The organism is Aliivibrio sp. S2TY2 (assembly GCF_028765525.1).
Lineage (GTDB): Bacteria > Pseudomonadota > Gammaproteobacteria > Enterobacterales > Vibrionaceae > Aliivibrio > Aliivibrio finisterrensis_A.
In genome coordinates this window covers 79,592-101,711 of sequence record NZ_JARACS010000012.1, presented here as the reverse complement: position 1 = coordinate 101,711, position 22,120 = coordinate 79,592, and the positions used below count along the sequence as shown (strand labels likewise).

Genomic DNA, 22,120 nt, shown 5'->3' with positions numbered 1-22,120 from the left:
GTTATATATTCCTTTTGTTTAAAAAAAAAGCATATTTTATTGTGGTTTTATGAAAATAAATGAATGGATATATTGTTGCTATTAAAAATAAATCAGAAGAAATCACCTCAAATTTTATTTTATAAGAAATTAATCAACAGCTTTGATAATTTTTTCTGGTTTTTAATGAAATCCGAGGTAATATAATCGCATTGTACTAGTTGGGTGATGCATTTAATGAGCAGTAATAGAGAAAGTTTTAGTTCACGATTAGGTTTTATATTGGCAGCAGCAGGGGCTGCGGTTGGTCTTGGCAATATTTGGGGCTTCCCAACACAAGCCGCAAGTAATGGTGGTGGCGCCTTTTTACTTGTTTATTTAGTTATGATTTTAGTTGTTGCTTTTCCTATGTTGGTTGTCGAAATGGCAATTGGTCGTCATGGTCAAGCAAACCCAGTTGATAGTATGCGTTCACTTACCTCTAATCCATTAGGTAAGAAATTTGGTGCGTTTGTCGGTTGGATTGGATTAAGTGTTCCTAGTGCGGTATTAATGTTTTATAGCATTGTTGGTGGATGGTTAATCTGTTTTCTACTTGGTGCGATGGCTAATGTCATTGGTTTACATGACGTATCTGAGTGGTTTAAAGGCTTTAGTATTGAACGTAATTTGCTTGGTACAATCATTTTTTATGTATTAACTATTCTAATCGTACAAGGTGGAATTAAAGACGGTATTGAGAAGTGGTCGACACGTTTAATGCCTGCATTATTCATTTTATTTGGTCTATTATTTGTTTATATCATGATGCAGCAGGGTGCTGTAGAAGGATTAAAGCACTACCTTATCCCTGATTTTGAAAAGGTAATGGACAAAAAATTGATCTTAGCTGCGATGGGGCAGGGCTTTTTCTCTCTAACCATTGGTGGTTGTTCAATGTTGATTTACGGTTCTTATTTAAGTAAAAAAGAGAACCTACCAAAGATGGCGATGAATGTAACGTTAGTAGATACCGCCGTTGCTTTTATTGCTGGTCTTGTTGTTATGCCAGCGATGTTTGTTGCAATGCAAAAAGGCGTTCAAATTTACGCTGAAGATGGTTCACTATTAAGTTCAGATACTTTGGTGTTTACTGTATTACCAATGATGTTTGATAGCTTAGGTTTGTTTGGTGATCTGTTTGCGATTGTATTTTTCTTATTGTTAACGATTGCTGCATTAACGTCATCAATATCTATGCTTGAGTGTTCAGTATCATTAGTTAGCGAGCGATTTGAAACAAAAAGAACGCCAACAAGTTGGGTGTTAGGTTTATTGATTGCTGCTTTCAGTGTCGTGATTGTCTTTAATTTTGGTGAGTTATTTGGTCTGGTCGCGATGGTTGCAACTCAATATCTACAACCTGTTGCAGCGCTATTGTTCTGTGTATTTGGTGGCTGGGTATGGAGTCGTCATTCTAAAATTAAAGAACTTGAGCAAGGGTATCCTGAATTTCAACAAGGTTTCTTTGGTAAAATTTGGCCTTTATATGTGAAATTTGTGTGTCCTATTTTAGTTATCACTGTTTTATGGGCATCATTTTAAATTAATGATGTGATAGCTTTTCTATTAGGTATAAAAAAGCCAGCATATTAATGCTGGTTTTTTATTTTTATTGTTGTGGATTATTCATCCAATGATAAACAATTATAGTTTATCCCAAGCATCAGCCCAGAATTGGCTTTCTGCTGGTGCGTAAGCAGAGCTTGAACACCATGCAGTGTAAGGCCAAGGCTTACATTGGTAAACATCACCGTCTGTTGCTAATACTTTATCGCCCGCGGAGTAATTTACACCCGCTTCGTACGCAGGAACATCACTTGGTGGTGGTGTTGGCGTAGATGTATCTTCAGCAACAAGGTTAAAGCTGTAACGCGCTTCCACTGAATCATCATCGTTTGATGCGATTAGACGCATAGAGTAATAACCTTCTTCAATATTTGCCAGTTTTAAAGATACAGCTTCTGTGCCGTTAACTGATGCAGAGTAAGTCGTTACTGGGCTGCCAAAACGGTCAATAACATCAAGGTTAATAGACGCCATTTCATTTGTTGTTACTGTAAACGTTACTGTTGCTGAAGAATCTGCTACAGAGTACTCGTTTTTAAGATCGGTCACTTTAGCGTTTAATTCAACGTCTGGTTCTGGTGTTACACCGCCACAATCGCTGTCACCAATTTGTTTCCATACACCCCATTCACCAGTGGTTCCCGGCTCATCACCTTGAGTCCACCAACCTGCTTGCCATGTTTTGCCATTGTGAGTCGTTGTCTCATCAGCTAGGTATACTTGGTCTGCTTTCCAAGGGTTAACACAAACTTGTGAACCATCATTAACCGTCACTGTACGTGTTGCAGTTACTGTTTGCTCTGCACTGTCTTTTACTGTGTACGTTAATGTGTATTTACCAGCAGTCGTTGTGTCAACAGAACCTTCAAGGCTAATAGTAGAGGTTAGATCACCATCTTCAGCATCTGTTGCTTTAACGCCAGCTAGAGCGTTGAACTCAGTGTCAATTTTTACGGTTGTGTTTGCTACACCAGAAAACTCTGGTAATGCGCTGTACACTTCTACATTACGAGCTTGCTTTGTTTCGTTACCGTCAGAGTCAATCACGCTGTAAGTAAGAACGTTATCACCAAGAACGTGAGTGTTTACTGAACCTTCAACAAGGATAGATGCAGAAACATCTCCGTCTTCTTTATCCATTGCTTTAACGCCAGCTAGTGGGTTAAATACAGTACCGTGTTGAACACGAACATCAGTTAGACCAGTGAACACAGGCTTACCAGCAACTGGTGGCGGTGTTGTTTGGCTGTGAATGTACGGGCCGTAAGCATTAATAAAGCTGCTGTTGTATGGTGTACCCGCTGAGTTTGTACCGATATCCCAGTTGATTGACCATGTCATTACACCACGTAGTGGTTGACCTTGTTTCTTCAGTGCATCAAACGCATTGTATAGTGCTTGAGGCTCTTTTACGAAACCTGATGCTGCTGCGTCATTGTTTGTTGGAATACCAAAAACTAATTTGTCGTGTGGGATCTTGTGGAAGCCACGAGTACCGTTGATTAATGAATCAGAGATGTAGTAAATGAACTTCTCTTTCATTGCATCGTTGTTTTGAGTGATCCATGCGTTTTCTTCGTCAACCCAAATACCGTCACCACCTTGGTTGTAGAATTGTGGGTTGATCCAGTCGTAGTAACCTTCTAGGCGCTCAAGGTATGGAACGTATTTGTCACCACTTTTCAGGTATGGGAACTCAGGAGCCATTGTGATTAAGAAGTTTTTACCTTGTGCACGGTAGTGATCTTTAACAATTTTCAGTGCTTCAGGGATTACCCATTGGTTATCTGCTGCAGTCACGGCTGCTTGCTCTAAATCGATATCTAGACCATCAAAACCGTATACTTCTACTAAGCGGATTACTTCTTCAGCAAAAGCAACTTCATCACCACGCTTTAATTCGATGTGTGCATCGGCACCACCAAGAGCGATCAATACTGAACGACCTTGTGCGTTTAGTTCTTTAATTTGGTCGATGAATTCTGCTTCAGTCAGACCTACTGCTGGGTCAAGACGGAAAGTTGGAATGCGGCCTTCAGCTGTGTCATATACTTTCATGAAAGACACATCAACCACGTTGTACATAGGGTTTGTTTCTTCAAGTGTCATACATGGAGCATTACCTGCTTGATAACCACGACCATCACACCAGTTGTGCCAGTAACCAACAACCACACCACCTTCTGGGTTAACCATGTCGTCGTTTGCTTGAGCTTGAACAGAGAAGCCTGCACCAAATAGGGCTAAAGCGATTGCATTAAGTTTTATTTTTTTTGTTAGTAATGTCATGTTTTTTTTATTCACTTTAAAGAATTAAGACCAGAAGCAATGTTAATTAAACGTAACGTCTTTTTTCTGGCTCCTTGCTGATGGAGTGAAATTTACCAGTGAATTCTCAAATTAGTGACACTATAAGTGTAACAAAATGTTACTAGGTAATAATCGAAAAAAAACATGCATTATTACTGTGCTTTCCTGCATGATATAAAACTGAATTGTTTGTGTATATTGTTGATTATATTGGTTTTTGTCGTTGTTTGTTAAGGTTTTTAAAATGAATAAGTATGATAAAGAGGGGAATTGAAAAATTATTTTAGAACTTTTATATTAATTTTCAGACGGTTTATCACCTGAATTAAGATCTCATTTTTTGATCGTGTGATTTGACTGGGTTTGATTTTGATGCTTTCTGATTGTGTTTAATATTTATTCGAAATAAACAAATACGACATTTCTTATTATCATTTTATTTACGCTGTATTTTTCCAGTCAACGCGAGTGTCAATAATGGAACTAATATCAAAAAAATATTGTTCGTTATTTAGCCATGTTTGATTGTTTTAAATAAAGGATACAGATAAAAATAAATGGTTTTGTGTGTTTGAAAGGGAATATGATGTGTAATTAAGTGAGATTTTATACTCATAGATATAAATATTTAGTCATTTATTTTTTCACAGGAAATAAAAAGGAGAAGGCATGGCTAGCTCTTCTCCTTTATTACGCTAAGAAAACGTATTGTAAGATAATGCCTGTTAGCATTAGATGTTATATCAATGGCATTAATGCATAGGTATTATCTAAATTGTTTTGCTTCTTCTAGGTAGTCAAACCCGGCGTCAGCTAGCTTTTTAATGAGAACGTCTTTATCTAATTCATAGAATTTAACGTAGCTATTTAGATCACCAAATTCATCACGGATCTTCATATTAACTATGCTCATTAGCATAACAGGATCCATTGAAGCCATTTTTTCAGGTGTCATTACTCATCCTCAAAATCAGAAATTAATAAATTTGCAGCGGCAAATGCGGCTTTTTCACGAGTTGCTTTTGGTAGAGACTCATCTGCAGCGATGTCGTTTAATGACTTAACAGCACACGTAATGGCTTGAGGAATATAGCCTTGATCACCACTGCCAATTAAAGAATACAGCTCACGTACCATGTCACAACAATCATATACTTTCATTAGACTTTCCATTTTAAAATGATAATTATGATGAAGTTTACACTGAGCAATTTTTATTACCAATCATCAAATGTTTTAAATTGCTAATACATTGATTTATACCAATCACAGTAAGTAAGTGCTCAGAAATAGCGCAGGAAAAATGCTTGAGAGCAAGACGAAATTTTTTGATAAGTAGTTATTCTACAATCAAAAATTTCAACGTAGTTATCGAGCATTTTAACCAGTTAGGATGATCAGTTATTTACTACGATTGGTATTAGATAAAACAAAGCCTCAAAACAAGCCTGTTATGGCATAACTTGTTATGAGGCTTTAACTTATCTAGGAAGGATTCTATTGATGTTCGTTTATCGCAATTCGCTTAGCGTTATTATTTTGCGTCTAACATGCCGCGATCAATGATGAATTCGATGATTTTATCTAAACCAACGCCTTTTTTCAGGTTAGCAAACACGTAGGGACGCGTTGGACGCATACGTGCCGTGTCTGATTCCATCACTTCAAGAGACGCACCAACATACGGTGCTAAGTCGATTTTGTTGATGATTAATAGATCAGACTTTGTAATACCTGGGCCACCTTTACGTGGGATCTTTTCGCCTTCAGCAACATCAATCACATAGATGGTTAAGTCTGCTAATTCAGGACTGAAAGTTGCACTTAGGTTATCGCCACCACTTTCTACAAATACCACATCAAGGTTTTTATGGCGTTGTGCTAACTCTTCAACGGCCGCTAAGTTCATTGATGCATCTTCACGAATGGCAGTGTGAGGACAGCCACCGGTTTCTACACCAATGATACGGTCCGCATCTAGTGCTTCAGCTTGAGTTAGGATCTTAGCGTCTTCTTGCGTGTAGATATCGTTGGTTACTACAGCGATTTGGTATGTATCGCGCAGTGTCTTACACAGTACTTCTAATAGTGCTGTTTTGCCTGAGCCAACAGGGCCGCCAACACCAATACGTAAAGGTTGTTTGTAATCTTGCATTTTATTTTCTCACGATCTAAATAGTCGAGTGTATTGGCTCTCGTGTCGAGAACTTGCCAATACTTGCGCTGGAGTGAAGCTACCAATCAGGTGTTCAGGCCAGTGCTGTGATTTTTCTACTGCTTGTGGGATAACCTCTGCCATTTCTAATAACAACTGTTGTCCGGCACTTTGCCCTAATGGAACCAACTTAATACCAACGATCACGGCATTTTCTAACCATCCCCACGCATACGCTGCGGCGAGTTTAGTTGGTGTTAAGTTCCAATGGTTAGCGGCTAACGCAAAAGCGGCAACTTGAGTTTGTTTTACCATTGGCAGGGTGGTTTGATTTAATTCGATCCCTAATTTTGGCAATAACATAGAGAAGGCGAGTCCTCTTTGTCTTTCTTCAAGTCGTAACTCTTTGGTTTCTCGATTGGCAATAATAAAATCACACCAATCTTGAGCGTGTTGCCACTCTTCTTGCTGCAGTAATTGAGTTAATTTAGCTAAAACAGGCAGCTCTAACGTCGCTAAGCTGTCCATCAATTGATTATTCAACCAATGTTTTAGCTCAGTCACATTAGTCACCCAACCTTTTTCAATCGCCCATTCTAATCCTTGCGAATAGGTGAATGAGCCAACGGGTAACGATGGGCTAATTAATTGGTAGAGCCGTAAATCCTCTAACACAATGGCCGCCCTTAGTGGTGATGACCATCGTGTGAGCCTGCACTTGAGCCACCGTAAGCACCTGGCTCTGGTTGGTATTTCGCTTGCTCAACTTTTACGTTTAGCCCTAAGCGTTGCACCATGTCATCTAGTACGTGATCGTGCAGGTAGCGGCACCAACCAGCTTCAACTTGTAGAGGAACATGACGGTTACCTAAGTGATAACACGCTTTTGCAAGTAGCAATAAGTCGTCGCTGTAAACCGTTGATACGGTTTCTTCAGCAGCGGTGATCATCGCTTGGATACCGTCGTCACTTTCAACGATATCGTGCTCTTTTAATACGGTGCCACGAGGTAAAAATAGACCCGCTTCAGAGCCATCACTTAAGGTCACTTTTAGGCGACTTTTGGTGCGCTCTTGCATCGTTAAACAAATGGTTAGTTCAGCGGTGTTGTGCGTATGTTCTTCACCGTGATGATGCTCATCATGATGGTGATGTACAAGGTGAGTAAATTTAATCATGGTTGTTCACTCTAAAAAGTGCCCCGCCGGTAAATAGGTAGAAAACCAGCGAGGCAGGGGGTTAGAATAAGAAATAACGTTGTGCCATTGGTAACTCTGTTGCTGGTTCGCATACAAGAGGAACGCCATCGGCTTTTACTTCATAGGTTTGGCTGTCTAATTCAATATTTGGAGTATAACTGTTATGAATCATCGATTTTTTCGAGATGTTACGACACCCTTTTACTTCACCAATTTGGCTTTGTAGATTCAATTTCTCAGGAACACCCGCTTCGATGCTCGCTTGAGATAGGAAGATCATTGAAGACTTGAATTTCGCTTTGCCGTAACAGGCGAACATTGGGCGATAATGTACCGGCTGTGGTGTTGGAATTGCGGCATTGATGTCACCCATAGGGGCGTAAGCGACTAAACCACTTTTCATCACAAGCGCCGGTTTTACACCAAAAAACGCTGGGTTCCATAACACTAAATCAGCCAGCTTGCCTTTTTCAACAGAGCCAACTTCATGTGAAATACCATGAGCAATCGCTGGGTTGATGGTGTATTTAGCCACATAACGTTTAATTCGTTCGTTGTCGTTATGCTCGTTATCACCTTCTAAAATGCCACGTTGAAGTTTCATTTTATTCGCACACTGCCAAGTACGAATAATCACTTCACCAACACGGCCCATGGCTTGTGAGTCCGATGACATCACCGAGATTGCCCCCATATCATGAAGAATATCTTCAGCAGCAATGGTTTCACGACGAATACGAGATTCCGCAAAAGCCACATCTTCTGGAATAGATGGATCTAAGTGGTGGCAGACCATCAACATATCCAAATGTTCATCAACGGTATTGATGGTGTATGGCATGGTTGGGTTGGTTGATGCCGGTAAAATATTAGGTTCACCCACTGACTTAATCACATCTGGAGCGTGACCACCGCCAGCGCCTTCGGTGTGGAATACGTGAATAACACGATTACCAATGGCTTTAACGGTTTCTTCGTAAAAACCACCTTCATTTAAGGTGTCTGAGTGAATGGCAATTTGGATGTCCATCTCATCAGCTACGTTTAAACAGTTATGAATAGCCGCAGGGGTTGCGCCCCAGTCTTCATGGATTTTTAACCCCATTGCACCAGCTTCAATTTGTTCACGCAGTGCTTCAGGCTTACTTACGCAGCCTTTACCAAATAGACCAACATTAATAGGTAAATCATCAACCGCTTCTAACATGCGGTGTATGTTCCAAATACCTGGCGTTACCGTGGTTGCATTGGTACCAGCTACTGGGCCTGTACCACCGCCAATAAAGGTAGTGACACCAGAAGTTAAGCCTTCTTCCGCTTGTTGAGGGCAGATAAAGTGAATATGCGTATCAACGCCACCAGCGGTAATGATTTTGCCTTCACCAGCGACCACTTCGGTTGCTGGACCAACAACGATATCGACATTCGGTTGAACGTCAGGGTTACCCGCTTTACCAATACCAAAGATGCGACCATCTTTAATACCGATATCGGCTTTAACAATACCCCAGTGATCGAGAATTAATGCGTTGGTAATAACCACATCAACGCATTCACTATTAATCACTTGGCTTTGACCCATGCCATCACGGATCACTTTACCACCGCCGAATTTCACTTCTTCGCCGTAGGTTGTAAAATCTTTTTCTACTTCTAAAAACAGCTCAGTGTCTGCTAGACGAAGGCGGTCGCCTGTTGTCGGCCCAAACATATTGGCATAAGCCGTACGAGAAATATGTGCCATTACTTCACCTCTTTATCGTCAGGAATTGTTGGAGTGATGTGCTTATCGACATTACCCATGATTGCGGCTTGGAAACCGTAGATTTCACGTTTACCTGCAAATTCAACCAGTTCAATGGTGCGACGTTGGCCGGGTTCAAAACGAATAGCCATTCCTGCAGGGATATTTAAACGGAAGCCTTTGGTTGGCTCACGATCGAAATGAAGCGCTTCATTGACTTCATAAAAGTGATAATGGGAGCCAACTTGAATAGGGCGGTCACCGTAATTTGCGACAGATAATGTGTGTGTTGTGCGGCCCACGTTCAATTCTATTTGACCTAGGTCGTTATTAACTCTTAATTCGCCAGGGATCATCATTTGCTCCTTAAACAATAGGATCGTGAATTGAAACGAGTTTAGTTCCGTCAGGGAAAGTACATTCAACCTGAACATCTGGGATCATCTCAGGGACGCCTTCCATCACATCATCAGCGGTTAAAATAGTACGACCGTAGTTCATTAGATCAGCCACTGTGCGTCCGTCGCGTGCGCCTTCCATTATTTCAAAACAGATTAAGGCGATAGATTCTGGATAATTCAGTTTTAGTCCACGCGCCTTACGTCTTTCAGCGATCATGCCCGCAGAAGCAAGCAGCAGTTTGTCTTTTTCTCTTGGTGTTAATTCCATTGCTATTCCAACTAATTATGTAGCCCAGATGCGTGGGACTTCGGGTAAGGAGCCTAACCAATGTTGGCGAGTCTGTTGCCATAGAGTGCTGAAACACGCCATCATTGGCTCTGTTTGGTGGCCTAAATAACGGATAACCAATAAGCCATCAATTTCAGTAATTCCACAAATAGGATCGCTATTGCCAAATAACCCAGTTTGTTCATGGAAATGTTCATTAATCAGTGTTCTTAATTTATCTTCTAATGTTTCAGATGCAGGGTAGATATACAGATTTCCAAGCATTGGGTAATCTCGCATTCCTGCTGCGTGCTTAATTTCATTAATGGCGTCGATATACATGGACTCTGAAAGCAGTAATTTGCCATCAACGTTAATGTTGGTTCGCCCTGTCACCATGCCTTTTTCAAAAATCTCATTGAGTACAGGGCGGCCAAAGCAGTTCATTTCCCAACCAATAAAATGCGAATTTTTATGTAGAGCAACTTGAGTATTTAAGTGTGCTTGGCTATCTGGGAAAAAAATGTTTTCTTGAGGTAACCACTCTAAGAAGCCTTTTTCTTCGACATTTAAGCGCTGTGTTTGGCTTGATGTTGCGCCAGAGCTACGATAAAACTTAGTGGCCCCTGGTGTTGTTATTAATGAGTGAGCCTCTGGTGCAACATGAATATTAATATTGAGTTGATCACCACCGACTACGCCACCGGGTGGGTGAAGTAAATAGGTATGAGAAACCCCAATTTCTGGATAAAAAGGACGCTGCACCATTAATGGACCAACTTGTTCACGACGAACTAGTTTGGTATTTGAGCCTCTTTTTTCATAGAAAAGGGATATGTCTGCTAACCAACCAGAGGGGGATGTATTTATTTCAGGCATATTTAACCCTGCCGCTATGGCATATTTTCCTCAAAAGAAGTAATGAAAATAAATAGCAAACATCTCCAGTTTAAAACTAGAGAGATAAGTATTCTAAATAAATTGTAATTGCCTAAATTACGGCAGTGTTGAGTTAAGTACTCATATTTACAGTAAAGGTAATCTAATTTGAGTGAACATGAATATGAAAAATAGATTAACTTTAGAGAAGATTTTTGAACGCTTTATGATCTGGATATTAATCCTATATTTTAGACTTGGCAACAGAAATATAATGAAAAATAGAACTTTTTTAGGGTTTTAAATTTGTTAAATATAAGTAGAAAATTTATTCTAAAAACAGGTCGATATCTTTGAATAAAACTTCTTAATTAATAGTAATTATTTTATGACAAATAGAGTTAAGTAAGGCTTTTTCATGAGAAATAATTAAAAGCCCCATGTTTTTTTCCTGACACAGTTGCAGTAGTTGTTCCCAAATTGTTTTTTGAGTAATGGGATCGAGTTGAGCTGTGATCTCATCACACAGTAAGTATTGAGTTGTGGGCAATAATGCGCGACATAAAGCTAAACGTTGTAGCTGTCCGCCAGATAGCTCTGCTGGATAACGAGACAACCACTCTTTATCAATACTAAAGCGCTCTAGGTATTCATCAAAAGGATTATCACGAAAGCTCTCTTTTAAAGATCGTAATAATGTCCACTTAGGATTGAATGAGCGTTCTGGATGTTGGTCAATCCATTGAACTGGATTAGGTGTGTTTTTGTTGTATTCAGGTATCGTTACACTCCCTGAGTTAGGAGTAATAAAACCAGCCAATAGCATGGCGACGGTTGATTTACCGCTGCCACTGATCCCTGAGAGTCCTAGAATCTCTCCCTGCTCTAGGCTGATATTGGGCAGCGAAAGTGGTTTATTTTTGTAGTGAATACAGGCGTTAAGTAATTGAATCATATTATTCCCAGTGGTTAGGTAAGGCTTTCCATAACGCTTGGCTGTATGGTTGGCTTTTTCCTTCCTTAATGTTTTTTGGGCTCGTGTACTCTATGGATGACAGTTGGTTTCCATCATCATTATTATTTAATACAAGAATTCGATCGGCAATATCAATAACGTGTTTTAAGTCATGACTGATGATGATGACACTTTTTTTCTCATTATGAGCGAGGTGTTGATAGTGCTGAAATAAAGGTTCAACATATTCATCATTGATACCACAGCTTGGTTCATCAGCAATAATAACGTCTGGGTTTTGAATGAAAGCCAGCGCAGAGAGCACACGTTTCGCCATACCTCCTGATAATTGATAAGGGTACAAACTAGCGACAGATTGAGGTAATTGAGCAAAAGTGAGAGCCTTGTGAATAGCGGTTGTATTTTTGCGTTGATACCATTTTTTTGTAGGGTCAAATTGCGCTAGTTGGGAACCAATTTTTGCTGTCGGATTTAAAGCATCAATGTACTGTGGAACTAAAGCCATTCGCACTGTTGGATCAATATTAATCTCTCCTGTGACGCTGAAATCAGAAGAGAGGGAGTTCATAATGGTGTTAATTAATACACTTTTTCCACAACCACTGGCTCCGATGATCGCTAAAACTTCACCTTTATCAATAGATAAAGAAAGGTTGCTGAGCAGCGGGATTTGGTGATCTTTTTGTTTGATATGTAGTGCACTAATTTGAATCATTGCCAGCTCCTTATTTTCTTGTATTAGCGCCAATTTGCATCAGCAGTAATGAGCTAATGATTAACATTATCCCCGGGAATAAAGCCAGCCACCATTGGCCACTAAGTAAGTATTTACTGGCTTCAGAGAGCATTCCGCCCATGGAGGGCGTGGACGGTTCAATACCAAAGCCTAAAAACGTCAATCCGGCGCCATGAACTAATGCTTGAGGGTATAAGACTAACATTCCGGTTAGCATTTGTGGCAAAAGGTGAGGCGTCAAATGCGTTACATAGCTGTGCAATTTAGAGTGCCCAAAAGCCAGTGAATGCAATACATAAGGCTTTTGGCGTAACTGTTCAATTTCAACTTTAAGCAAGCGCGTCAATTTAGGCCAATGACTAAAGGTAATAGCAACCACTAACCCTTCAAAACCACCACCAACTAAAATGGACAGTACAATCATGACTAAGATGTGTGGTAAAGCACTCCATACATCAATTAGGGTATTAATTAGGTAGCTACAAGTTGCATTGATATTTCCAATCAAAGCCAAACACATCGAAAGCAATGAGCAGAAGAGAGAGGCTAGCCCTCCCATAGCAAGGCTGAATAAAAGCGCTTTGAGAGTTCGGCTAAAGACATCTCTGCCTAACCAGTCGGTTCCAAACCAATAATGGGCGTTTGGCATAAGGTTTTTATTGAATAAATCAATGTTCTCGCCATTATTTTGCCAAGAGAGGGAAATCAGTAATAAAAGACAAAATAAGGTTAAAGGAAGATGCTTCTTTAACATAATAAATATTCTTTAAGGTTAAAATGAGGCGGACAAAGAGAGCCGCTTACTGAGTAGCGAGGCTAGGGCATTACCGATAAAAACAAAGATGGCACAACAAAAAGTGATCCCCAGCAGCAGTGGCGTATCTCCACTAAGGCCTGCTTTTACTAAGGTTTGCCCTATGCCTGGAAAATTAAAGACGGTTTCAACAATGACTGATCCACTTAATAATTCAGAGAACCCCGCTAATTGAATGACTAAAGCTGGGACCAGGGTGTTTCTTAATAAATGGTACCGAACAATAGAGAAAATAGATTGACCATGAAGGCGAGCATATTGCACGTGCTGGCTATGACTCACTTCAATGACCTTTTCTCTCGTATGTAAAATAATGGGTGCCATTAGGCTAAAGCATAAGGTCACTAATGGTAATACGAAGTAAGGTGCTTTTTCATATAAAGATAAACTCTCAGGATCAATTCCTAAAGGAGAAACACCGCCGATAGGAAACCAAACTAATTTTATAGCAAAAACACTGATTAGGATTAAACCAACCCAAAAACTAGGGATGGCATTCATCATTAATGTAATGTGAGTAAAAACGTTACTCCATTTCTTTGTCGGAAATAAACCAAGTAACAGCCCCATGGTATAGCCAAGGATAAGTGATAAAGCACTCGCGCTAGCCATTAGCATGATGGAATAACGACTGCGTTGCCAAATGATCTCACTGACTGGCTCTTGATAGTGATAAGAGTAACCAAGATCACCTGACAGTAATGACGTTGTAAAATCTATCATGCGCTCCAAGGCGGTTTGGTTTAGGCCTAGTTGTTCGATAAGCTGTATTTTTCGCTCGCCAAACACAGCGAGCGCGTTACCATCAAAATACGCACTGATGGGATCAATCGGTGATAACGCCAAGAGTAGCGTTATCATTACAAGAGCCAAACACAGTTGAATCACAAGGCGAGTTAAACTTACGCACACACGACTTGAATGTTGGGTGTTTATTGACACGTCCAACGCCACTCTTCGATATTTGCGGTTAGCGGCCAGCCATGATCATGTGGTTCAGTAATTGGTTTTCCTAAATCTAAGCAATTTTTAGCCATATAAAGGTGCTGGATATTAACTAACCAAGTCCATGGGCGATCTTGTTGTATCTGCTGTTGTGCTTGTTGCCAAAAAGGCAATGATGCATCCCATGATGGTGCTTTAAGGGCTTTATCAATCGCTGAGTCGACCTGTGGATTTCGATAACCGCCTGAGTTATAGAAATCAGTATGCGCATAACGAGAGTGATAAACATAAGTTACTTCACTTGCAGAGTGACTACCAAAGCCCATAAGGACGGGAGTTGTCGTCATTTGGAGGGCAATATCATTCCATTCGAGACCTTTAACATTAATGTTAATACCGACTTTAGCCGCCATTGAACTGATTGCTAATGCCAGCTGTTCTCTGACACTATCTCCTGCTTTATAGAGCAGAGAAAAAGAAGCTTCATGACCTTGTTTATCTAGCGTCCCATTATTATTACTGTCACTCCAACCCGCTTGTGTAAGCAAAGCGTTAGCATGGCTTAGGTTTACTTTTTTAGAAGTGATATCTTGGGTATCCAAACCCCAAGGCATATTATCTGCGATGGAATACGCAGGTGTTGCATAACCATCTAATAATTTATCTACAATTAATTGCTTATCAATTAAGTAATCAAACACTTCCCTTATGGCAGGGTCGGCTGTGATGTAAGTCATTTCAGCATTTTTGTTGTAGTGCATTGGCCAGACAATACCACGATTATCTAGTGTCGGTACTGACCATAGTTTATAGCCTTTGAGTGTTTGATTTGCATAGCGTTGAGGTACAACACTTAAATCTAATTGGTGTGTTTTTAGTTGAATAAAACGAGACTCTTCACTTCCAAAAACAGCGATTAACTGTGAGAAATGAGGTGTTTTCCCATAATAATATGGATTCAATTTCATACTAACGTACTGGTTTTTTACCCACTTGGTTAGGACATAAGGACCAGAGCCTACCGGGGATGATCCATAACGAAAGCTATTATCTTGCTGTTGATAAACGTGTTTTGGAACGATTCCAATAGAGGAGAATCGGTCTAGAAATGTAATGTCACATTGAGTTAAATGGAAGGCTACCGAATAAGGAGTTAAAGGCTCTGCCATTTTTAATGCACTGAGATCATGGGTGCTGCTTTGCTGTAAAATTTGATTGTAAGTGAAAGCGACATCTTCTGCTGTCAGTGGAGTACCATCACTGAATTGAACGTCGTTTCTTAAAGTGACAATCCAGGTCAGTTTATTATTGGTTAAGCGCCATTTTGTCGCTAAGTCGCCAACAAAATTTAATTCTTTATCTCTTTTTAATAGGGTAGATTGGAATAACGGATTGCCGTATTTACCCCAACCAAGGATCGGGTCAAAGCCGGAAGCGGGTTCACTACCAAGGGCAACTTTTAAAATATCTGGTTTTTTAACTTGAGGTTCAGAAGCGAATGTTGAAAGACTGAACGTAGTAAAAAAAGAAATGATTAATGAAAATAGAAAATAAATGAATAGATTTTTATTTCCATTTATTAATTTAAATAATGTATTCACAACTTGTTTCCAATATAAAAGAAGTAGTGCAGGTAAATGAGAGAATGCATTTACGAACTGCATTAGAAATTAAGTGGCGATCTAAACTCATCACACGAATATAACGATTGTTGATTCAGTTATATTTGAGACAATACGAAGCACCTTAATAAAAAGGTAATTACACATTAGTTGTTATAGTGCTAAATACGTATAGATTGATGGTAAATAATATCAGATCGAATTTGATGGTATTAACAAATAAAGAGTTAAATTCATCGGTATATAAAAATCGCAAGCCGTAGAACAACGGTAAAAAAAGAGAGCGATCTTGTTGCTGCGGATTCTATCAGTAGATGTAAAGTAATCAAGAAATAAATGAGTAAAAGTAACATTATTTCATGGATATAAAAAAGGCTAAGTAAATCTACTTAGCCTTTGGTATTTAAAAGGTGATGAAATTAGCTTAATTGAGCTTTAATGTGCTCAACGATGTTTGCAATTTCAACCACTTCTTTGCTGTTTGCACGACGGTTTTTATATTCGAAGTTACCTTCATCCATGCTACGGTCGCCAATAACAACCGTATGTGGAATACCGATAAGCTCGATGTCTTTAAACATAACACCTGGACGCTCTTTACGGTCATCAAAGAGTACATCGATGCCCATTGCTGTTAGTTCTGCATACAGTTTTTCTGCTGCTTCTTTAACGCGCTCAGATTTGTGCATGTTCATCGGTACGATAGCAACCGTAAATGGTGCAAGCGCTTCTGGCCATACAATGCCGTATTCGTCGTTGTTTTGCTCAATAGCTGATGCAACAACACGTGAAACACCAATACCGTAACAGCCCATCTCAAGGATAGAGTTTTTACCGTTAGCATCAAGCACGCCACAGTTCATTGCTTCCGAGTAGGCTGTGCCTAATTGGAAGATGTGACCGACTTCGATGCCGCGTTTCAGTTGTAGAGTACCTTGACCACATGGACTTAGATCGCCTTCAACAACGTTACGTAGATCTTCAACTTGACCAAGCTGTACATCACGCTCCCAGTTAACACCAAAGAAGTGCTTACCATCGATGTTTGCGCCTGTACCAAAGTCACTCATTACTGCAACAGAGCGGTCAACGATGAATGGCAGTTCTAGGCCTACAGGACCAAGAGAACCAGCACCAGCGCCGATTAGGTCACGAAGTTGTGCTTCGTCAGCCATCTCTAGTGGAGAAGCAACTTCTTTTAGGTTTTCAGCTTTAACTTCGTTAAGTTCGTGATCACCACGGATGATAAGTGCAATGATATCAGCGTCAATTTCATCAGATGCTTTAACAAATAATGTCTTAACTGTTTTTTCAATCGCGATACCGTGTTGCTCAACCAATTCTGCAATTGTTTTTGCGTTTGGTGTATCAACCGTTGTCATCTCTTGAGTAGGAGCAGCACGTTCAGTTGTTGGTGCTAGAGCTTCTGCTTTTTCGATGTTAGCTGCGTAATCAGATTCTGTTGAGAATGCGATTAAATCTTCGCCGCTTTCAGCAAGTACGTGGAACTCTTGAGAACCACTGCCGCCGATAGCGCCTGAGTCAGCCAATACTGGACGGTACTCAAGACCCATACGGTCGAAGGCTTTACAGTAAGCATCGTGCATTGCATCGTAAGACTTTTGTAGGCCTTCTTTATCGATATCAAAGCTGTACGCATCCATCATGCAGAATTCACGTGCACGCATAACGCCAAAACGTGGGCGACGTTCATCACGGAATTTAGTCTGGATTTGGTACAAGTTTAGTGGAAGTTGCTTGTAAGAGTTAACTTCGTTACGAACAAGGCTCGTGATAACTTCTTCAGCTGTTGGGCTAAGTACAAACGGACGAACATGACGGTCAGTAAAGCGAAGAAGCTCAGGACCCATCTTTTCAGAACGGCCTGTTTCTTCCCAAAGCTCAAACGGTTGAACTACGGGCATCAAAGTTTCGATTGCACCTGCATTGTCGATCTCTTGACGAACGATGTTTTCGACTTTACGCAATACACGTAGACCAGTCGGTAGCCAAGTATATAAACCTGAAGCTAGACGACGGATCATACCTGCACGTAGCATTAGCTGGTGGCTAATTACTTCTGCGTCGTTTGGAGTCTCCTTCAGTGTTGAAAGAAGGTATTTGCTAGTGCGCATGTTTTCATCCATTTGTTAGTTATGAATATTGGAATAGCTCGACTTAAACAGTTAAATCGAGAGTTCAATCTTAGTTATGGTATGTTCTTTAATGAGAACAGGATCAATCTAAAATTAAGCTTTCTATGATATCAGCCTAAAAGCGATCTCAAAAGCGATCAATTGCAGTTACCGTGATCGAATTGCTATCTACAGTGAATTTTACGTTCAAATCAAACAAATTTACCGCATATTCTTTGTTATCAGCTTTCCCTTTTTTGTAGGCTGGGCGTGGATCTTGTCCAAGTACTTCTTTTATCACTGCTTCAATATGTGCTTTTTGAGGGTGAGAGCTAAGTGATCTTTGTGCTTCTATCGATAAATATACATCAAGAACATCGGGTTCTTTCTCTGCAAAACCACCGAGTGCATCAGGAATGGAATCGGAATAGGGGATGTATGGTTTGATGTCTATGATTGGCGTGTTATCCACCAAATCAACGCTGCCCAATTCTAAATAGGTTTGATTGCCTTCTTGAACCACACTTTTTAATTCGACGGCTGACATACCAATGCCATTGGGACGAAAGGTCGCACGCGAAGCAAACACACCAATACGTTCGTTGCCACCCAAACGTGGTGGGCGAACCGTTGGTCTCCATCCCGACTCTAAGTTTTGGTCAAATAAGAACAATAACCATAGATGAGAGAATTGCTCAATTCCACGAACCGCTTCTGGTGAATTTGCCTCTCCCACTAATTTTAAGCGAGATCTGGCGCTAGGTGCTAAGCGAGGTTGGCGAGGAACCGCAAACTTTTCTTTGTAAGGCGATTGGATAAAACCAACAGGATCGATTTGATAAGTCATTGAAGTATTCTTTATGAATAATAATCTTTAGATATTAAAAAAGGTTGACGCTCTCACGTCAACCTTTTGTAGGTTAGCTTGTTAAAAGAAAGGGATTACCAACCTTTAACTACGCCACCTTTAAATGTTTTAAGTGCTGCTTGGTAAACTTCTTCTGATTGGTACGCTTTAACAAACGTTTTTACGTTTTCAGTGTTTACGTTGTTAGTACGACCAACAATTAGGTTTACATACGGAGAGTCTTTATCTTCAACAAAGATGCCATCTTTCTCAGGTGTAAGGTTTAGGCTACTTGCGTAAGTTGTGTTGATTACAGACAGTGCTACATCATCAAGAGAGCGAGGAAGCTGTGCTGCATCCAACTCAACAATAGTGATGTTTTTAGGGTTAGCCGTAATATCGCGAACCGTTGCAGCAAGACCAGAACCATCACGTAATGTGATTAGCCCTTGTTCTTGAAGAAGAAGTAAAGAACGACCAAGGTTCGTTGGATCGTTTGGTACCGCAATACGTGCACCATCTTCAATTTGGTCAACTGAAGTTACTTGCTTAGAGTAACCAGCAATTGGGTAAACAAATGAATTACCAGCGATTTCAATTTTGTAACCACGATCAGTCACTTGTTGATCTAGGTATGGCTTGTGTTGGAATGCATTTAGGTCAATTGAACCATCATCCAATGCGGCGTTTGGTGTTACGTAATCGGTAAATGTCACTAGCTCAACATCAAGACCGTATTGCTCTTTTGCCACTTTAGCCGCAACTTCAGCAACTTGCGCTTCAGCACCTGCCATTACACCCACTTTAATTGAGTTTGTTTTTGCTTCTTCTTGTCCACAACCCGTAAGGATAAGTGTTGATGCTAGGCCAGCAACTGCTGCCAGTTTTTTTAGATTCAATTTCATTATTTACTCCTTAAAAATGAATTCCATATTAAATAAAATTAACGATGATCGACTTTTTTAACTAAAGAATCACCAACAGATTGAATGATTTGAACCAAAACAATCAGCATAACAACGGTCACAGCCATGATGGTTAAATCATAACGGTGGAAACCATATCGAATAGCAACATCACCTAAGCCACCGCCGCCAACTGTACCTGCCATTGCAGAGTAGCTAACTAGTGTTACTAGTGTGATAGTTACTGAGTTTAAAATAGTTGGTAGTGCTTCAGGAAGCAGTACTTTCGTAATAATTTGCAGTGGAGTTGCGCCCATTGACTGTGCTGCTTCAACCAGCCCACTTGGTACTTCGATTAACGCACCTTCGATTAAACGAGCCACAAATGGAATGGCACCAATGGTTAATGGGACAATCGCAGCAGTGGTACCAATAAAGCTACCAACAATCAATTTTGTTACTGGAATAATCGCAACCATTAGAACCAAGAAAGGCACTGAACGACCTACGTTTACAATTGCACCAAGTACGCTGTTAAACGCCGTGTTCTCCATTAGTCCGCCTTTTTTAGTGATGTGTAAAACAACACCAAGAGGGATACCAATAGCAAAACCAACAATACCAGCAACCGCAACCATATAAAGGGTTTCGCCTGTTGCGTTTAATAACAGCTTGCTGTTTAAATCAAGCCATGCAGAAATCACATCAAATGACATAACCTAATACCTCTACTTTTACGTGATGATTGCGTAAGAATGTAATTGCTTGCGCTGTTGATTCTTGGTTGCCAAAAAACTCGGCTAGCATAAGGCCAAATTTAACGCCGCCAGCATAATCGATATCTGCATTTAAGATGCTGATATCAATGTCAAATTCACGAGATATTTGACTAATCACAGGAGCATCAACACTGGCACCAGTAAATTCCAAACGAATAAGAGGGTAACTGCCTTCTACATAGGTTTCTTGTAGACGAGATTTGAAATCATCAGGAATTGATAAATCTAATGTTGCACGAATAAACTCTTGTGCAAGTTTGGTTTTAGGATGAGCAAAAATATCGCTCACAATGCCTTTTTCAACCAACTCACCGCCACCGATAATAGCAACTTCATGACAGATATTTTTTACGACTTCCATTTCATGGGTAATGATTAGGATAGTAATATTTAATTTTCGATTTAGATCTTTGATTAGCTCTAGAATTGACTTTGTTGTTGCAGGATCAAGCGCACTGGTTGCTTCATCACAAAGCAGTACTTTTGGATCTGTTGAAAGTGCACGAGCTATAGCAACACGTTGCTTTTGACCACCACTAAGGTTTGCAGGATAAGTGTGGTGCTTATCTTCTAAGCCAACCAAATCTAATAGCTCAGTGACTTTTTTCTTGATCTCTTGTTTTGATTTTCCCGCTAACTCTAGAGGTAGAGCTACGTTTTCAAATACAGTTCGTGAAGCAAGAAGGTTAAAGTGTTGGAAAATCATTCCGATATTGCGGCGTGCTTTGCTTAACTCGCTTGAAGAGAGTTTTGTTAAATCAACACCATCAACAATCACTTCACCATTTGTTGGCTTCTCTAACATGTTTACACAGCGTATCAGCGTACTTTTCCCTGCACCTGATGAGCCAATTACACCAAAGATGGTGCCTTGGGCAATATGTAGGTTAATATCTTTAAGGGCATTAATTTCCTTTGCACCTTGATAAAACACCTTATTAACGCGGTTTATTTCAATCATGATTCGCCTTGAACTGCATTTTTAAATAGGGAGCTAATGTAAATAGAAAGCCAGTGTAAATAGAAAGATAACCAAGGTTAAAAAATCTGAGCGATCTCTCATTTTTTATATCCTACTGATGCTATTTCGGATATTGATTTAAGTCAATAGGTATTTTTACGTCTAGACGGCTAAACGTATAAATTATGATGCTAAGAAAGCAAAAGCGTGCGATAATTTTTTATTAACCGATTTGACTATTTAGAGGGTTTCACCTTGTCCAAACCAGCGGTATTTATTGATAGAGATGGCGTCATTAACGTTGATCGTGGCTATGTTCATAAGCGTGATGACTTTGAATATATTGATGGTGTATTTGATGCCGTTAAAAAATGCAAAGACATGGGTTACCTACTTGTATTAGTAACAAACCAATCGGGAATTGCTCGTGGTATGTTTACTGAAGAGCAATTTGAAATCCTAACGGAATGGATGGATTGGAACTTTGCTGATCACGGTATTGATTTTGATGGTATTTATTATTGCCCTCACCACCCAGAAGCAACAGTAGAAAGATACAAAGAAGAGTGCGATTGCCGCAAACCAAACCCAGGTATGTTTAACTCAGCACAAAGCTTTTTAGACATCGATATGGAAAACTCGGTCATGATCGGCGATAAGAAAGAAGACATGATGGCAGCACAAGCTGCGGGTGTTGGTACTCGTATCCTTGTTCGTACCGGTAAACCAGTAACTGAAGAAGGTGAAGCGTTAGCAACTACGGTACTTGATAGCATTGCGGATGTGCCTAAGTTCCTTTTTGCTTAGGTGTTTTTTTATCTAAGTTAATCAGAAAATAGAATGTAATTAAGCGCCTA

Annotated in this window: 22 protein-coding genes; 2 read left to right on the top strand and 20 right to left on the bottom strand. The window is 40.0% G+C overall.

The window, feature by feature from the left end; translation table 11 throughout:
- Positions 1–216 precede the first annotated feature (216 nt).
- A complete protein-coding gene (locus PVK63_RS16245; protein ID WP_130088096.1) occupies positions 217–1,563 on the top strand; it encodes a sodium-dependent transporter in 1,347 nt (448 codons plus the stop codon).
- 102 nt (positions 1,564–1,665) lie between these two features.
- On the opposite strand, the gene PVK63_RS16240 is transcribed toward PVK63_RS16245, so the two are convergent.
- The 20 genes from PVK63_RS16240 to metN form a co-directional block, all read right to left on the bottom strand.
- Complete coding sequence (locus PVK63_RS16240; protein ID WP_130088097.1) at positions 1,666–3,876, bottom strand: immunoglobulin-like domain-containing protein; 2,211 nt, start codon at positions 3,874–3,876, stop codon at positions 1,666–1,668.
- 787 nt (positions 3,877–4,663) lie between these two features.
- Positions 4,664–4,852 carry a DUF4250 domain-containing protein gene (locus PVK63_RS16235; protein WP_130047234.1) on the bottom strand — a complete coding sequence of 63 codons (189 nt, stop codon included), beginning with the start codon at positions 4,850–4,852 and terminating at the stop codon, positions 4,664–4,666.
- On the bottom strand, positions 4,852–5,058 hold the full coding sequence (locus PVK63_RS16230; RefSeq protein ID WP_130044681.1) for a YaeP family protein: 207 nt from the start codon (positions 5,056–5,058) through the stop codon (positions 4,852–4,854). Before PVK63_RS16230 ends, PVK63_RS16235 begins: the two co-directional genes overlap by 1 nt.
- A gap of 373 nt (positions 5,059–5,431) precedes the next feature.
- Positions 5,432–6,052, bottom strand: coding sequence for an urease accessory protein UreG (ureG, locus tag PVK63_RS16225; RefSeq protein ID WP_130047233.1), 621 nt, complete (start codon positions 6,050–6,052; stop codon positions 5,432–5,434).
- 9 nt (positions 6,053–6,061) lie between these two features.
- Entirely contained in the window at positions 6,062–6,727 is a 666-nt protein-coding gene (locus PVK63_RS16220) for an urease accessory protein UreF (RefSeq protein WP_130047232.1), read from the bottom strand.
- Positions 6,728–6,738: 11 nt separating this feature from the next.
- Positions 6,739–7,230 carry an urease accessory protein UreE gene (ureE, locus tag PVK63_RS16215; RefSeq protein WP_017018617.1) on the bottom strand — a complete coding sequence of 164 codons (492 nt, stop codon included), beginning with the start codon at positions 7,228–7,230 and terminating at the stop codon, positions 6,739–6,741.
- Positions 7,231–7,291: 61 nt separating this feature from the next.
- Positions 7,292–8,995, bottom strand: a complete 1,704-nt coding sequence (gene ureC / locus PVK63_RS16210) for an urease subunit alpha (protein WP_130088098.1) — start codon at positions 8,993–8,995, stop codon at positions 7,292–7,294.
- Positions 8,995–9,351, bottom strand: coding sequence for an urease subunit beta (locus PVK63_RS16205; RefSeq protein WP_130088122.1), 357 nt, complete (start codon positions 9,349–9,351; stop codon positions 8,995–8,997). The genes ureC and PVK63_RS16205 overlap by 1 nt, the downstream gene beginning before the upstream one ends.
- Positions 9,352–9,361: 10 nt before the next feature.
- The gene (locus PVK63_RS16200) at positions 9,362–9,664 is read right to left on the bottom strand and encodes an urease subunit gamma (RefSeq protein ID WP_130047231.1); all 303 of its coding nucleotides are present in this window, start codon (positions 9,662–9,664) and stop codon (positions 9,362–9,364) included.
- Positions 9,665–9,679: 15 nt separating this feature from the next.
- A complete protein-coding gene (locus PVK63_RS16195; RefSeq protein WP_130088099.1) occupies positions 9,680–10,543 on the bottom strand; it encodes an urease accessory protein UreD in 864 nt (287 codons plus the stop codon).
- Between the two features lie 367 nt (positions 10,544–10,910).
- Positions 10,911–11,498, bottom strand: a complete 588-nt coding sequence (locus PVK63_RS16190; RefSeq protein ID WP_130088100.1) for an ATP-binding cassette domain-containing protein — start codon at positions 11,496–11,498, stop codon at positions 10,911–10,913.
- 1 nt (position 11,499) lies between these two features.
- The gene (locus PVK63_RS16185) at positions 11,500–12,234 is read right to left on the bottom strand and encodes an ATP-binding cassette domain-containing protein (protein WP_130088101.1); all 735 of its coding nucleotides are present in this window, start codon (positions 12,232–12,234) and stop codon (positions 11,500–11,502) included.
- 10 nt (positions 12,235–12,244) lie between these two features.
- Positions 12,245–13,009, bottom strand: a complete 765-nt coding sequence (locus PVK63_RS16180; RefSeq protein ID WP_130088102.1) for an ABC transporter permease — start codon at positions 13,007–13,009, stop codon at positions 12,245–12,247.
- A gap of 18 nt (positions 13,010–13,027) precedes the next feature.
- On the bottom strand, positions 13,028–13,930 hold the full coding sequence (locus PVK63_RS16175; protein ID WP_242504744.1) for an ABC transporter permease: 903 nt from the start codon (positions 13,928–13,930) through the stop codon (positions 13,028–13,030).
- A gap of 71 nt (positions 13,931–14,001) precedes the next feature.
- Positions 14,002–15,678: an ABC transporter substrate-binding protein gene (locus tag PVK63_RS16170; RefSeq protein ID WP_130088103.1), complete on the bottom strand. Its 1,677-nt coding sequence runs from the start codon at positions 15,676–15,678 to the stop codon at positions 14,002–14,004.
- A gap of 377 nt (positions 15,679–16,055) precedes the next feature.
- Positions 16,056–17,771, bottom strand: a complete 1,716-nt coding sequence (locus tag PVK63_RS16165; protein WP_130088104.1) for a proline--tRNA ligase — start codon at positions 17,769–17,771, stop codon at positions 16,056–16,058.
- A gap of 148 nt (positions 17,772–17,919) precedes the next feature.
- A complete protein-coding gene (gene tsaA, locus PVK63_RS16160; RefSeq protein WP_165371238.1) occupies positions 17,920–18,618 on the bottom strand; it encodes a tRNA (N6-threonylcarbamoyladenosine(37)-N6)-methyltransferase TrmO in 699 nt (232 codons plus the stop codon).
- 95 nt (positions 18,619–18,713) lie between these two features.
- The gene (locus PVK63_RS16155; RefSeq protein WP_130088106.1) at positions 18,714–19,523 is read right to left on the bottom strand and encodes a MetQ/NlpA family lipoprotein; all 810 of its coding nucleotides are present in this window, start codon (positions 19,521–19,523) and stop codon (positions 18,714–18,716) included.
- A gap of 38 nt (positions 19,524–19,561) precedes the next feature.
- Complete coding sequence (locus PVK63_RS16150) at positions 19,562–20,239, bottom strand: methionine ABC transporter permease (RefSeq protein WP_105063354.1); 678 nt, start codon at positions 20,237–20,239, stop codon at positions 19,562–19,564.
- A complete protein-coding gene (metN, locus tag PVK63_RS16145) occupies positions 20,229–21,263 on the bottom strand; it encodes a methionine ABC transporter ATP-binding protein MetN (protein WP_105063353.1) in 1,035 nt (344 codons plus the stop codon). Before metN ends, PVK63_RS16150 begins: the two co-directional genes overlap by 11 nt.
- Before the next feature lie 255 nt (positions 21,264–21,518).
- On the opposite strand from metN, the gene gmhB reads away from it, so the two are divergent.
- Positions 21,519–22,070 carry a D-glycero-beta-D-manno-heptose 1,7-bisphosphate 7-phosphatase gene (gene gmhB / locus PVK63_RS16140; RefSeq protein WP_130088108.1) on the top strand — a complete coding sequence of 184 codons (552 nt, stop codon included), beginning with the start codon at positions 21,519–21,521 and terminating at the stop codon, positions 22,068–22,070.
- The last annotated feature ends 50 nt before the right edge of the window (positions 22,071–22,120 follow it).